Below are 13,147 nucleotides of genomic sequence, written 5' to 3' on the forward strand. Positions count from 1 at the left end.
ACCGATTAGCAAACGTTTGCGCAAACGTTTCCGGTGGTTAACATCGGAGCCCCGGCCAGAGACCGGCGTACCGCTCAACCACCTCAGGAGACACACACCATGAAGTTCACCCGCCGTACCCTGCAAAGCGCTGCCGCACTGACGCTGCTGGGCGCGATTGCCGCATCGCCCGCCTTCGCCCAGGACAAGCCGAAGGTCGCGCTGGTCATGAAGTCGCTGGCCAACGAGTTCTTCCGCACCATGGAAGACGGCGCCAAGGCGCACCAGAAGGCCAACGCCTCGCAGTACACGCTGGTGGCCAACGGCATCAAGGACGAGACCGACACCTCGGCCCAGATCAAGATGGTCGAGCAGATGATGGCGCAGAAGATCAACGCGCTGGTCATCGCGCCCGCCGATTCGAAGGCGCTGGTGCCGGTGATCAAGGCGGCCATCGACAAGGGCATCCTGGTGGTCAACATCGACAACCAGCTCGATGCCGCCGCGCTCAAGGAAAAGGGCATCCAGGTGCCCTTCGTCGGCCCCGACAACCGCGCCGGCGCCAAGCTGGTCGGCGACGCGCTGGCCAAGGACCTGAAGTCGGGCGACAAGGTCGGCATCATCGAAGGCGTGTCGACCACCTTCAATGCGCAGCAGCGCACGCTGGGCTATCAAGATGCCATGAAGGCGGCCGGCGTGACGGTGGTGGGCGTGCAGTCGGGCCAGTGGGAAATCGACAAGGGCAACACCGTGGCTGCCGGCATGCTGCGCGAACACCCGGACCTCAAGGCGCTGCTGGCCGGCAACGACAGCATGGCGCTGGGCGCGGTCGCCGCGGTCAAGGCCGCCGGCAAGACCGGCAAGGTGCTGGTGGTGGGCTACGACAACATCGGCGCCATCAAGCCGATGCTGAAAGACGGCCGCGTGCTCGCCACCGCCGACCAGTTCGCCGCCAAGCAGGCCGTGTTCGGCATCGAGACCGCGCTGAAGGCCATCGCCGACAAGAAGGCGCAGTCGGCCATGCCCGCCGAAGTGAAGACCGACGTGGTGCTGGTCACCAAAGACTCCAAGTAAACCGAGAGAGCAAAGACGTTGAATGCAGCACCCGCCATGAATTCCGGTCCCGCCGTGCCCGTGCTCTCGCTGAGCGCGCTCGGCAAGGACTATGCGGCGCCGGTGCTCGACGACGTCTCGCTCCTGCTCAATGCCGGCGAGGTGCTCGCGCTCACGGGCGAGAACGGCGCCGGCAAGAGCACGCTGTCGAAGATCGTCTGCGGCCTGGTGCAGCCTACGCGCGGCCAGATGCTGCTCGACGGCAAGCCGTTCCAGCCGGGCTCGCGCCGCGATGCCGAGCGGCTCGGCGTGCGCATGGTCATGCAGGAGCTGGGGCTGGTCACCACGCTGTCGGTGGCCGAGAACCTGCTGCTCGACCGCCTGCCCAACAAGACCGGCTGGATACGCAAGGCCAGACTGCACGAGCTGGCCGCGCGCCAACTCGCCAAGATCGGCATGGAGAACATCGACCCCGCCACGCCGGTGGCGCGGCTGGGCATCGGCCAGCAGCAGATGGTCGAGATCGCGCGCAACCTGCAGGACGACACGCGCGTGCTGGTGCTCGACGAGCCCACCGCCATGCTCACCCCGCGCGAGACCTCGCACCTGTTCGAGCAGATCGAACTGCTGAAGGCGCGCGGCGTGGCCATCGTCTATGTGTCGCACCGCCTCGAAGAACTGCAGCGCATCGCCGACCGCGTGGCGGTGCTGCGCGACGGCAAGCTGGTGGACGTGCGCGCCATGGCCGGCGTGCGCGAATCCGAGCTGGTGCAGCGCATGGTGGGCCGCGAGGTGCACGAGCACGAAGGGCGCGACCGCCGTGTCGCCGGGCCGGTGCTGCTGAGTGCGCGCGGCCTGGGCCGGGCACAGGTGGTGCGCGATGTCGACATCGACCTGCGCGCCGGCGAAGTCATGGGCCTGGCCGGACTGGTCGGCTCGGGCCGGACCGAACTGGTGCGGCTGCTGTTCGGCGCCGACCGTGCGGATCGCGGTGACATCTCCCTCTATGACGCAGCGAGCGGCACGCAGCCGGTGCAGCACGTGCGCAAGGGCTGGCGCTCGCCGATGCAGGCCATCCGCGCCGGCATCGGCCTGGTCACGGAAGACCGCAAGTCGCAAGGCCTCCTGCTCACCCAATCGATCCGCGTCAACGCGACGTTGAGCGACCTGGGCGCGATCTCGCATGCTGGCTGGCTGCTGCGCGCCAAGGAACGCGGCATCGCGCAGCGGCTGGTGGAGCTGCTGCGCATCCGCTCGCGCAGCATCGAACAACCCGTTGCCACCCTGAGCGGCGGCAACCAGCAGAAGGTGGTGTTCGCACGCTGGCTGCACCGCGAATGCAAGGTGCTGCTGCTCGACGAGCCGACACGCGGCGTGGACGTCGGCGCGCGCGCCGACCTGTATGCCGAACTCGACCGCATGACCGACGCCGGCAAGGCGCTGCTGATGGTGTCGAGCGACCTGCGCGAGCTGATGGCCATGTGCGACCGCATCGGCGTCATGAGCGCCGGCCGGCTGGTCGCGGTGTTCGAGCGCGGCGAATGGAGCGAACAATCGCTGCTGGCCGCCGCATTCAGCGATGCGACAGGACGCGCCGCCACGCCCTTCACGCCAGCCCCGATCTCCTCCGCGCCGACCCCGGCCACCGCAGACACACCATGACCGCACCCGCCTCGACATCCACCTCGCCTTCCGCGCTCAAGGGCCAGTTGGGCACCTACCTCGGCCTGACGGTCGTGCTGGTCGGCATGATCGCGCTCTTCGGCTCGATGAGCGAATACTTCCTGACGCGCGAGACCTTCATCTCGATCGCCAATGAAATCCCCGCGCTGGCCGTGATGGCCATCGGCATGACCTTCGTGCTGATCATCGCGGGCATCGACCTGTCGGTCGGCTCGGTGCTCGCACTCAGCGCGGCCGTGACGGCCGCCGCGATCCTCGAATGGAAGCTCTCGGTGCCGCTGGCCGCTGCGCTCGGCCTGGCCACCGGACTCGTGTGCGGCACGGTGACGGGCGCGGTGTCGGTCGCATGGCGGCTGCCGAGCTTCATCGTCTCGCTGGGCATGCTCGAGGCGGTTCGCGGTGGCGCCTACCTTGTCACCGACTCGCGCACGCAGTACGTGGGCGACGCCATCTCCGGCCTGGCCGCGCCGTGGATCGGCGGCATCTCGGCCGCCTTCGTGCTGGCCGTGGTGCTGGTGGTCGTGGGGCAGATGGTGCTCACGCGCACGGTGTTCGGCCGCCACGTCGTGGGCATCGGCACCAACGAAGAAGCCATGCGCCTGGCGGGCGTGGACCCGCGCCCCATCCGCATCATCGTGTTCGCCGTCACCGGCCTGCTGGCGGGCCTCGCGGGGCTGATGCAGTCGGCGCGGCTGGAAGCGGCCGACCCGAATGCCGGCGTCGGCATCGAGCTGCAGGTGATCGCGGCCGTGGTCATCGGCGGCACCAGCCTCATGGGCGGGCGCGGTTCGGTGGTCAACACCTTCTTCGGCGTGCTGATCATCGCGGTGCTTGAAGCCGGGCTGGCGCAGGTGGGCGCGAGCGAGCCGAGCAAACGCATCATTACCGGCGCCGTGATCGTGGTGGCGGTCATCATCGACACCCTGCGCCAGCGCCGGGCCGATCGCCGCCTGGCCTGACGATTCATCGAACAGAACAGAACCGAACCGAAACGGAAGCAGACAAGCACCATGGCCACCATCAAGGACGTCGCACTCAAGGCGGACGTTTCCGTCACCACCGTGTCGCACGTGGTCAACGACACCCGCCATGTGAGCGCCAAGGTGCGCGAGCGCGTGGAACTCGCCATCCGCGAGTTGGGCTACGTGCCCAATGCGATGGCACGCAGCCTGAAGAGCAACACCACGTCGACGCTGGGCATGCTGATTCCGAACAGCTCCAACCCCTACTTCGCCGAGATCGTGCGCATCGTGGAAGACCGCTGCTTCGGCGCCGGCTACACGCTGGTGTTGTGCAACACCGACGACGAGCCCCATCGCCAGAGCGTCTACCTGCAGGTGCTGGCCGAGCGCCGCATCGACGGGCTGATCGTGGTGTCGACCGGTGCGGGCGACGACGACTCGCTGGTCAGGCAACTGCACGGCCTGCGCGTGCCGACCGTGCTGGTCGACCGCGAGATCGCCGACCCGGCCTGCGACCTGGTGGAAACCGCGCACATGCAGGGCGGCCTGCTCGCGGTGCGGCACCTGCTGTCGCTGGGCCACAAGCGCATCGCCTGCATCGGCGGGCCGGTGGGCGTGATGCCGAGCGAGCAGCGCATCGAAGGCTGGCGCATGGCGCTGGCCGAGACCGGCGCCACACCCGACATTGCGAACGCCGATGCGCTGCTGTGGCGCGGCGGCTTCACCAGCCAGGGCGGCTATGAAGCGATGCACGCCATCCTGCGCACCGAGGAAAAGCCCTCGGCCGTGTTCGTCTGCAACGACCTGATGGCCATCGGCGCGCTGCGTGCCGCGCATGAAGGCGGCGTGCACGTGCCGGACGAACTCTCCATCGTCGGCTTCGACGGCATCGAGCTCTCGGCCTACACCAGCCCGCCGCTCACCACCGTCGCGCAGCCCAAGGAGCGCATCGGCGCGCTGGCGGTCGACATGCTGCTGGAGCGCGTGGGCGGCAAGCGCCGCGACGCGCGCAAGGTGGTGCTGCAGCCCGAACTTTGCGTGCGCGCATCGACGGCACGGCATGCGAGTTTTCGCGAAGCCATCGCGCCCTCTTCTGCTTCTGCTTCGTCTGCGGCAGCCGCTGCCGCAACGCCTTCAACGGAAACCCGAAAGTCCCGCACCCCGTGAGTCCGCAGTCCTCTTCCAGCCACAGCAGCAACCCCACTACCGGCAGCCGCCCACCGCGCATCGTGGTGCTCGGCAGCCTCAACATGGACCTGGTGCTGCGCGTGCCGCACGCGCCGGCCGCGGGTGAAACCCTGCTGGGCCATTCGATCGCCACCATTCCCGGCGGCAAGGGCGCCAACCAGGCGGTGAGTTGTGCGCGCGAAGGCGGGCAGGTGCAAATGATCGGCTGTGTCGGCGACGACGCGCACGGTGCGGCGCTGCGCGATGCGCTCCAGCGTGACGGCATCGATACCACTGCGCTGCGCACGGTGGCAGGCGAGCCCACAGGCACCGCGCTGATCCTGGTCGAGGACAGCGGCCAGAACCGCATCGTGATGATTCAGGGCGCCAATGCGAAGGTCGAGATCGACGAGGCCGCCCTGCGCCAGCAGGTGCAAGGCGCGGCCTTCCTCGTGACGCAGTTCGAGACGCCGATGGACCAGATGGCGCGTGCCATCGGCGTGGCGCACGGTGCGGGCTGCAAGGTGTTGCTCAACCCGTCGCCGGTGCAGGCCATTGCCGAACCACTGTGGCCACAGATCGACACGCTGGTGGTGAACGAAATCGAAGCGCAGACGCTGTGCGGCCAGCCGGCCGACAGCCCGCAGGAAGCGGCCGTCGCAGGGCAGGCGCTGCGCGCCAAAGGCATCGCGCGCGTGGTCGTCACGCTCGGCGCGCGAGGGGCCGTGGCAGTCGACGCAGATGGCGCGCGCCATCATCCCGCGCCGAAGGTGCAGGCAGTCGACACCACAGCTGCCGGCGACACTTTCCTGGGCGCGCTCGCCGTGGCGCTGGGCGAAGGCCAGTCCTTCGACGAGGCCGTGCGCCTGGGCATCCGCGCCGCTGCGCTGTGCATCCAGCAACCTGGCGCCCAGCCCTCCATTCCGCAGCGCGACGCCGTGCTGCGCAGCCCCATGCCACCCGACTGGATCACGCTGTGAAACGCTCCCCGCTGCTGCACGCCGAACTCTCCCAAGTGATTGCCGCGATGGGCCATGGCGACATGCTCGTGATCGGCGACGCCGGCCTGCCGATTCCCGATGGACCACGACGCATCGACCTGGCGCTCATGCGCGGCGTGCCGCTGATCACCGACGTGCTGAAGGCCGTGCTGTCGGAGATGCAGGTGGAAAGCATCGTGGTGGCTGACGAAGCACTGGGCGATGCGAAGAAGTTGCCGGACTGGTATCCGCAGTCGCTCGGGCTCTCGCCACAGACCGTGTCGCACGAGGAGTTCAAGCGCCGCAGTGCGAAGGCTCGCGCCATTGTGCGCACGGGCGAGTGCACGCCTTACGCCAACATCATTCTTGTTGCGGGTGTGAGCTTCTGAGGCTCTGAGGTTCGTATTGGGGCGCACCGTTCGGGGCGACGCTCCCGCCGACACGGTGCTCTTTTTCGCGAATGTCCCCCGCTTCGCTCCTCCTTTATTTCGCGAAAAAGAGCCCCGTATCGGCGCGAGCGTTGAACAGAGCAGTCGTTGATCGCTGGATCAATAGCAGCGTGCCCCTGTGCGAATGACACCAGGTGCTCCCCGCAGCGAAATAAAGGAGGAGCGAAGCGGGGGACATTCGCGGAGGGGAGCTCCTGGTGTCATTCGCACAAGCCCTGAATGAACCCGCCCCCAGAACGCCCGTCACTCGAAGTGGTAATTCGCCCCCACAGCCTGCCCCACCTTGAGCATGTGCTCCACGCCCTGAATGACGATGCAGTTCATCCCGAAGGTGATGCCGCCATCAACACGCGCATCCGCGCGGTAAGTACGCAGGGTATTGCCGACCTCCGGGCTGCTGGTGGCAGTGGCCGGGTCGATGTCGGGAATCGGGCAGCGTGTGCAAGGCTTGACGGGGCGCAGTTCGGCCTCGCCTTCGCCCGTGGTGACGTGCAGCGCGTCGACCCGGTCCTCGTCGTGCGACTCGATGCCGGCCAGCACGATGTTGGCCCTGAAGCGCTCGATGCCCACGGCATCATGGCCTTGGGCCGCGAGCCGGTCGTTCAGCTCGGCCAATGAGCCTTCGCTGGCCACCAGCAGCGGAAATCCGTCGGCAAACTGGTTCTGCGCCTCGACGCCATCGGTCCACTTCATGCTCGACAGGCGTTTGTGCTCCGGGTCGAAACGCACCAGGCGCAAGGTCTGCGGCTTGCCCGGCTCGGAGAGGAAGTCGCTGAACCACTGGGCGGCGATGTCGCCCATGTCGTAGGCGGCCACTTCGTCTTTCCACACGCGCACGCGCACGGGCTTTTCGACGCGGTCGAAAGCCAGGTGCAGCGCCAGCATGCCGGGGGCGCGCAGCACCACTTCCATGTGCTTCATCTGCGGCCGGATCAGCGCCATGCGCGGCAACTGGCGCTGGGTGACAAATTCGCCCTGGGCGTCGACCACCATCCAGGCGCGGTCGAATTCGAGGCCGGTCTCGGTCAGCAGCACTTCGGGAAGCTCCACGCCGGCACACGACTTGACCGGGTAGATGAACAGGCGCGCGATGGTGGCTTCGAGATCGAAAGCGGACTGGGACACGGTGGGGGTTCCTTGGAAATCGGCTGCGATTGTCCCGCATCGCCTCGACGGGAAGACCTTCGCGCACCGGGGGGCAGGCGCCGGCCGCCCGCGAACGGGCAACTCCTACAATTGTGAAATGGCCCTCCCCCCAGAAGTTTGCATTCGCGGCGCCGGCATCGTCGGCCGCACGCTGGCCCTGCTGCTCGCGCGCGAGCGTGTGCGTGTCGCACTGGTGGTGCCGCCGGCCACGCAGGGCAAGGAAGACATCCGCGCCTATGCGCTCAATACCGCCTCGCGCACGCTGCTCGAATCGCTGCGCGCCTGGCCCGATGCGGCCCATGCCACGGCCGTGCGCGAGATGCTGGTGCATGGCGACGAAGGCGGTCGTGTTCAGTTCAGCGCTGCGCGCCAGAAGGTCGATGCGCTGGCCTGGATCGTCGATGTGCCCGCGCTCGAACAGCAACTGGCCGACGCGGTGCGCTTCCAGCCCCTGATCGAGGTCGTGACCGAGCCGGTGCCCGCGCCGCTGACCGTGGTGTGCGAGGGCAAGGCCAGCGCCAGCCGCGCGGCGCTTGGCGTGAGCTACGAAGTCACGCGCTACCCGCAGCATGCGGTGGCTGCCCGCCTCGATGCCGATCAGTCGCACGACGGCATCGCCCGCCAGTGGTTCAACGACAAGGGCGAAGTGCTCGCGCTGCTGCCGCTCGGCGGCACGCACGGCAAGTCGCTCGCGCTGGTGTGGTCGGTCGACCAACTGCGTGCGCCGGCCCTGCTGGCGCAAGGTGATGAGGAATTCAACGCCGCCGTGAGCGAAGCCAGCCATGGCTCGCTCGGTGCGCTGCGGCTCACGAGCGAGCGCGCGGCCTGGCCGCTGCAACGCGCCATTGCCGATCGCTGGACCGGCGCGATGCCAGAGCAACCTGCGCGGTCGTGGGCGCTTGCAGGCGATGCCGCGCACACGGTGCATCCGCTCGCGGGCCAGGGGCTGAACCTCGGCCTGGCCGATGCGGCGGCACTGGCCGAGGTGATCCGCAACCGCGACTACTGGCGCAGCGTGGGCGATGCCCGCCTGCTGCGCCGCTATGAACGCGCCCGCCGCGCCGACGTGCTGCAGATGAGCCTGGCGACCGACGGATTGCAGCAACTTTTCTCGCACAACGTGGGTCCACTCCCTGCCTTGCGCAACTGGGGCATGCGCGGTTTCGACCGCACGCGCCTCGTCAAGCACTGGATCACCGCCCAGGCCATGGGCCTGAAGGCATGATGCAAAACTCTTCAACGGATCTCCCGATGACACTCGTACGCAACCTTCTTCTCGCCGCCTGCACGCTGGGTGCGGTCGTGGCCGCCACCGCCGGCGAAGCCGAGATCCGCAAGAACCTGCCCGCGCGCATTCCGCAGTTCCCGGCCATCGATGAAGTCTCGAAGTCGCCGGTGCCGGGCCTGTACGAGGTGCGCGTGAACGGCTCGCAGATCTTCTACACCGATGAACAGGGCAACTACCTGCTGCAAGGCAACCTGATCGACGTGAAGACGCGCAAGAACCTGACCGAAGAGCGCGTGGACAAGCTCACCGCCGTCGCCTTCGACCAGTTGCCGCTGAAGGACTCGATCAAGATCGTGCGCGGCAACGGCAAGCGCAAGCTGGCGGTGTTCGAGGACCCGAACTGCGGCTACTGCAAGCGCTTCGAGAAAGACATGAAGACGGTCGACAACGTCACCGTCTATCTGTTCCTCTATCCGGTGCTCGGACCCGACTCGACCGTCAAGTCGCGTGACATCTGGTGCAGCAAGGACAAGGGCAAGGCCTGGAGCGACTGGATGGAAGCCAGCGCCAAGCCCTCCACGGCAGCCAGCAGCTGCGACGTGACCGCGCTGCAGCGCAACGTCGAGTTCGGCCGCAAGTACAACATCACCGGCACGCCCACGCTGATCTTCAGCGACGGCACGCGCACGCCGGGTGCCATTCCCGCAGAGCAGGTCGAGAAGCAACTCGCCGCTTCGTCCAGCTGATGGCGACGAAAGCCATCTCGCGGCGCGCGGCCGTTGCAGCGCCTGTGGCAGGCGTGCGCTATCGCGTCGAATGCGCGGACCTGCATGCGCACCTCTTTTCCGTCACGCTGACCATCGACGCGCCCGCCGCGCAACAGCATGTGACGCTGCCGGTGTGGATTCCGGGCAGCTACCTGGTGCGCGAGTTCGCCAAGAACCTGCAGGGCCTGCGCGCCACTCAGGGCCGTCGCAAGACGGTGCTGACGCAGCTCGACAAGTGCAGCTGGGTGGTCGAATGCACGCCGGGCCAGCCGCTGGTGCTGCAGTACCAGGTCTGCGCGTATGACAACTCGGTGCGCACCGCCTGGCTCGACGCCGAGCGCGGCTTCTTCAACGGCACCAGCGTGTGCCTGCGGGTCGAAGGCCAGACCGATGCGCCGCACGCGATCGACATCGTGGCGCCGGCACGGTCGGCCGAAGACGGCGTGCGCTGGTCGTGTGCCACCGCCCTCGTGCCCTCGAAGGTCGACAAGCACGGCTTCGGCAGCTACCAGGCTTCGGGCTACGACGAGCTGGCCGACAGCCCGGTCGAGATGGGCGCCTTCTGGAGCGCCGAATTCGAAGCCTGCGGCGTGCCGCATCGCTTCGTGATCGCGGGTGCCGCGGCGTCGTTCGACGGCGAGCGGCTGATCGCCGATACCAAGGCCATCTGCGAGGCCGAGATGCGCTTCTGGCATGGCGACAAGGTCGGCAAGCGCGGCGGCCCGAAGCCGCCGATCGACCGCTACGTCTTCATGCTCAACGCGGTCGACGACGGCTACGGCGGGCTGGAGCATCGCCATTCCACGGCGCTGATCTGCAACCGCCGCGACCTGCCGCAGCGCGGCGAAAAGAAGAAGCAGCCCGAGGGCTACACCACGCTGCAGGGCCTGATCAGCCACGAGTACTTCCACACCTGGAACGTCAAGCGCATGCGGCCGGCGGAGTTCGCGCGCTACGACTACAGCCGCGAGAACTACACGCAACTGCTGTGGTTCTTCGAGGGCTTCACCAGCTACTACGACGACCTGCTGCTGCGCCGCGCCGGACGCATCGACGATGCGGCCTACCTGCGCCTGCTGAACAAGACCATCAACCAGGTGATGCAGACGCCGGGCCGCCTCGTGCAGCCGGTGGCCGATGCAAGCTTCGATGCCTGGGTCAAGTACTACCGCCAGGACGAGCAGACGCCCAACAGCACGGTGAGCTACTACACCAAGGGCGCGCTGGTGGCGCTGTGCTTCGACCTCACGCTGCGCCACGAAGGCAAGGGCACGCTCGACGACGTGATGCGCCACCTGTGGACGCACAGCGGCGGCGGACCGATCAGCGAAGCCGATGTGGCCGCGGCGCTCGAAGCCGTGAGCGGCCGTTCGTATGCGGCGGAACTCGCGCGCTGGGTGCACTCGACCGAAGAGCTGCCGCTGGCGCAACTGCTGCGCGCGCACGGCGTCGCCACGCTGGAAGACCCGTCGCAACAGGCACAGGTGCTGGGCCTGCGCGTGGCGGAAGCCAATGGCAGCGTGCAAGTGAAGGTGGTGCTGCGCGGTGGCGCGGCCGAGAAGGCCGGCTTTTCCGCGAACGACGAATGGATCGGCATCGAGTTGCCCGCCGTCGGCAAGAAGGGCCAGCAGCGGCCGGCGCAGGCCTGGCGCATCGCCAAGCTCGACGACCTGGCGCTGTACCTGGGCGATGCGACGAAGTTCACCGCGATCGTCGCGCGCGATCGCAAGCTGATCAGGCTGCCGCTGGTGTTGCCCACGGGCGTGACCACATGGCGGCTGTTCGCACACGATGCCGCGAAGGTGGCCGCCTGGCTGGCGCCGGTGGCGCAGCGCTGAACAGAAAAGCTAGCTAGGTTGCTCCGCCGTGGCGGGGTGCCGCACGAAGAGCATCGGCTGCGGCTCGCCCACCAGCACGCATGGCTTGCCGGTGCGGCGACAGTGGTCTTGCACGCGCCAGTAGGCGCCGTGGCTCACGCAGCCGGTCTGGCAGATCACAAGGTCGGCGGCGCGCAGGCCGGCTTCGAGCGCGGGGTCGTCGGCATCGTCGCCGCCGTCGTGCTGCAGGTAGCGGCCACCGGCGATTTCGACCAGCTGCCGCGCCAGCGATGGCGCCTCTTCTTCGCGACCGACGCACAGCACGGCTTTTTCGCGCAGGTCGGCGGGCACATCCTGTTCGGGCGGCATGACATGGCGGCGACTGGCCGGCGCCAGCAGCGCATGCAGGCGCTTGGGCAGCGCGCCACCTGCGGCGGCGCGGGCCGCCAGCTCTTCACGCACGATGGCAATGGCCGAATCGCGCGCCACCAGCGCGCCACGCAGGCGCACGATCTGCGCTTCGAGCCTTTCGACGAGCGCGGCCTGCTCGACCAGCAGGCGCGAGCAACGCTCCTGCACGCGGGCATAGGCCCGCAGCAACACGGCATGTTCTTGCATCGGGAACTCCATGCGGCGCATTCTAGTTGAGAACAATTCTCAAATGGAATGCATTTCCCGCGTTGCCTTGTCGCTCAATGCGCGACGGACTTGGAGAAGACATTCACGACCACCACGCCCGCAATGATCAGCCCGAGGCCCGCAATCGCCGGCCCGTCGAGCTTCTGCCCGAACCACAGCCAGCTGACCAGCGAAATCAGCACGATGCCGACACCGGACCAGATCGCGTACGCGATGCCCGTCGGAATGGTCCGCAGGGTCAGCGACAGGAAAAAGAAGGCGACCACATAGCCGGCCACCGACGCCACCGTGGGCCAGAGTCGGGTAAAGCCGTCGGAGCCCTTGAGGAAGCTGGTGGCGATCACCTCGGCAACGATGGCGACGAACAGATAGGCGTAGTTGGATGTCATTGGCGCCGACTTTAGGGAAACTCGCCGCCGCGCGCAAAACCTGCGGCCCGTGGCCATGCTGGGTATAGTGAAGCGCGTTTTTTCCCCTTCCCCCGGAGACACCATGAGCTACGAAAACATCGAAGTGCGGACCGAAGCAGGCAAGGTCGGCATCGTCACCCTCAACCGCCCGAAGGCACTCAATGCGTTGAACGATGCACTGATGACCGAACTGGGCCAGGCCCTGAAGGCCTTCGACGCCGACGATGCCATCGGCTGCATCATCCTCACGGGCAGCGAGCGCGCCTTCGCTGCCGGCGCCGACATCGCCGCGATGGCCAAGTACAGCTTCATCGACACCTACAAGGGCGACTACATCACGCGCAACTGGGAAACCATCCGCTCGATCCGCAAACCGGTGATCGCGGCGGTGAGCGGCTTCGCATTGGGCGGCGGCTGCGAGCTGGCGATGATGTGCGACTTCATCATCGCGGCCGACAACGCGAAGTTCGGCCAGCCCGAAATCAAGATCGGCGTGATCCCCGGCGCCGGCGGCACGCAGCGCCTGCCGCGCGCGGTGGGCAAGAGCAAGGCGATGGACATGGCGCTCACCGCCCGCATGATGGACGCCGCCGAAGCCGAGCGCGCGGGCCTCGTGAGCCGCGTGGTGCCTTTTGAAAAGCTGGCCGACGAAGCACTCGGCGCTGCGCTGATCATCGCGGGCTACTCGCAGATCGCGGTGATGGCGGCCAAGGAATCGGTCAACCGCGCGTTCGAGAGCGGCCTGAGCGACGGCGTGATGTTCGAGCGCCGGCTGTTCCACGCGCTGTTCGCCACGGTCGACCAGAAGGAAGGCATGGACGCCTTCCTGAACAAGCGCCAGCCAGATTTCAAGAACGCCTGATCGGC

At 67.5% G+C, this 13,147-nt stretch carries 13 protein-coding genes; 10 read left to right on the forward strand and 3 right to left on the reverse strand.

The window, feature by feature from the left end:
- Positions 1–99 precede the first annotated feature (99 nt).
- From ACSFB7_RS21495 to rbsD, 6 genes are read left to right on the forward strand one after another with little or no spacing between them, the layout of a single operon-like run.
- Positions 100–1,053, forward strand: a complete 954-nt coding sequence (locus ACSFB7_RS21495; protein ID WP_187112277.1) for a sugar ABC transporter substrate-binding protein — start codon at positions 100–102, stop codon at positions 1,051–1,053.
- Positions 1,054–1,089: 36 nt separating this feature from the next.
- Positions 1,090–2,694: a sugar ABC transporter ATP-binding protein gene (locus ACSFB7_RS21500; protein ID WP_435473747.1), complete on the forward strand. Its 1,605-nt coding sequence runs from the start codon at positions 1,090–1,092 to the stop codon at positions 2,692–2,694.
- The gene (locus ACSFB7_RS21505) at positions 2,691–3,674 is read left to right on the forward strand and encodes an ABC transporter permease (RefSeq protein WP_435473749.1); all 984 of its coding nucleotides are present in this window, start codon (positions 2,691–2,693) and stop codon (positions 3,672–3,674) included. Before ACSFB7_RS21500 ends, ACSFB7_RS21505 begins: the two co-directional genes overlap by 4 nt.
- 51 nt (positions 3,675–3,725) lie before the next feature.
- Positions 3,726–4,844 carry a LacI family DNA-binding transcriptional regulator gene (locus ACSFB7_RS21510; RefSeq protein ID WP_435473751.1) on the forward strand — a complete coding sequence of 373 codons (1,119 nt, stop codon included), beginning with the start codon at positions 3,726–3,728 and terminating at the stop codon, positions 4,842–4,844.
- Positions 4,841–5,824: a ribokinase gene (gene rbsK, locus ACSFB7_RS21515; protein ID WP_435473753.1), complete on the forward strand. Its 984-nt coding sequence runs from the start codon at positions 4,841–4,843 to the stop codon at positions 5,822–5,824. The genes ACSFB7_RS21510 and rbsK overlap by 4 nt, the downstream gene beginning before the upstream one ends.
- Positions 5,821–6,213, forward strand: coding sequence for a D-ribose pyranase (gene rbsD / locus ACSFB7_RS21520; RefSeq protein WP_435473754.1), 393 nt, complete (start codon positions 5,821–5,823; stop codon positions 6,211–6,213). Before rbsK ends, rbsD begins: the two co-directional genes overlap by 4 nt.
- A gap of 303 nt (positions 6,214–6,516) precedes the next feature.
- Here rbsD and ACSFB7_RS21525 read toward each other — a convergent pair whose 3' ends face one another.
- A complete protein-coding gene (locus tag ACSFB7_RS21525; RefSeq protein WP_435473755.1) occupies positions 6,517–7,398 on the reverse strand; it encodes an MOSC domain-containing protein in 882 nt (293 codons plus the stop codon).
- 118 nt (positions 7,399–7,516) lie between these two features.
- Here ACSFB7_RS21525 and ACSFB7_RS21530 point away from each other — a divergent pair, with 118 nt between their 5' ends.
- Genes ACSFB7_RS21530 through ACSFB7_RS21540 form a run of 3 tightly spaced genes read left to right on the forward strand, consistent with a single transcriptional unit; the run spans position 7,517 to position 11,252 of the window.
- The gene (locus ACSFB7_RS21530) at positions 7,517–8,644 is read left to right on the forward strand and encodes an FAD-dependent monooxygenase (protein ID WP_435473757.1); all 1,128 of its coding nucleotides are present in this window, start codon (positions 7,517–7,519) and stop codon (positions 8,642–8,644) included.
- 26 nt (positions 8,645–8,670) lie between these two features.
- Positions 8,671–9,393 carry a DsbC family protein gene (locus tag ACSFB7_RS21535; protein WP_435473759.1) on the forward strand — a complete coding sequence of 241 codons (723 nt, stop codon included), beginning with the start codon at positions 8,671–8,673 and terminating at the stop codon, positions 9,391–9,393.
- Positions 9,393–11,252, forward strand: a complete 1,860-nt coding sequence (locus ACSFB7_RS21540; RefSeq protein ID WP_435473761.1) for a M61 family metallopeptidase — start codon at positions 9,393–9,395, stop codon at positions 11,250–11,252. Before ACSFB7_RS21535 ends, ACSFB7_RS21540 begins: the two co-directional genes overlap by 1 nt.
- Positions 11,253–11,261: 9 nt before the next feature.
- On the opposite strand, the gene ACSFB7_RS21545 is transcribed toward ACSFB7_RS21540, so the two are convergent.
- On the reverse strand, positions 11,262–11,849 hold the full coding sequence (locus ACSFB7_RS21545; RefSeq protein ID WP_435473763.1) for a DUF2325 domain-containing protein: 588 nt from the start codon (positions 11,847–11,849) through the stop codon (positions 11,262–11,264).
- Between the two features lie 74 nt (positions 11,850–11,923).
- Complete coding sequence (locus ACSFB7_RS21550) at positions 11,924–12,259, reverse strand: SMR family transporter (RefSeq protein WP_435473764.1); 336 nt, start codon at positions 12,257–12,259, stop codon at positions 11,924–11,926.
- Positions 12,260–12,362: 103 nt separating this feature from the next.
- Here ACSFB7_RS21550 and ACSFB7_RS21555 point away from each other — a divergent pair, with 103 nt between their 5' ends.
- Positions 12,363–13,142, forward strand: a complete 780-nt coding sequence (locus tag ACSFB7_RS21555) for an enoyl-CoA hydratase (RefSeq protein ID WP_435473766.1) — start codon at positions 12,363–12,365, stop codon at positions 13,140–13,142.
- Positions 13,143–13,147 lie beyond the last annotated feature (5 nt).

It is taken from the genome of Variovorax raffinosi (genome assembly GCF_051216615.1).
Classification (GTDB): Bacteria; Pseudomonadota; Gammaproteobacteria; order Burkholderiales; family Burkholderiaceae_C; genus Variovorax.

Bases quoted from the DNA above. Each gene is read 5' to 3' on its own strand.
- ACSFB7_RS21540 (WP_435473761.1), top strand. From the start codon at position 9,393: ATGGCGACGAAAGCCATCTCGCGGCGCGCGGCCGTTGCAGCGCCTGTG.
- ACSFB7_RS21555 (WP_435473766.1), top strand. From the start codon at position 12,363: ATGAGCTACGAAAACATCGAAGTGCGGACCGAAGCAGGCAAGGTCGGC.
- ACSFB7_RS21500 (WP_435473747.1), top strand. From the start codon at position 1,090: ATGAATTCCGGTCCCGCCGTGCCCGTGCTCTCGCTGAGCGCGCTCGGC.
- ACSFB7_RS21530 (WP_435473757.1), top strand. From the start codon at position 7,517: ATGGCCCTCCCCCCAGAAGTTTGCATTCGCGGCGCCGGCATCGTCGGC.
- ACSFB7_RS21510 (WP_435473751.1), top strand. From the start codon at position 3,726: ATGGCCACCATCAAGGACGTCGCACTCAAGGCGGACGTTTCCGTCACC.
- ACSFB7_RS21495 (WP_187112277.1), top strand. From the start codon at position 100: ATGAAGTTCACCCGCCGTACCCTGCAAAGCGCTGCCGCACTGACGCTG.
- ACSFB7_RS21535 (WP_435473759.1), top strand. From the start codon at position 8,671: ATGACACTCGTACGCAACCTTCTTCTCGCCGCCTGCACGCTGGGTGCG.
- ACSFB7_RS21550 (WP_435473764.1), bottom strand. From the start codon at position 12,259: ATGACATCCAACTACGCCTATCTGTTCGTCGCCATCGTTGCCGAGGTG.
- ACSFB7_RS21505 (WP_435473749.1), top strand. From the start codon at position 2,691: ATGACCGCACCCGCCTCGACATCCACCTCGCCTTCCGCGCTCAAGGGC.
- ACSFB7_RS21545 (WP_435473763.1), bottom strand. From the start codon at position 11,849: ATGCAAGAACATGCCGTGTTGCTGCGGGCCTATGCCCGCGTGCAGGAG.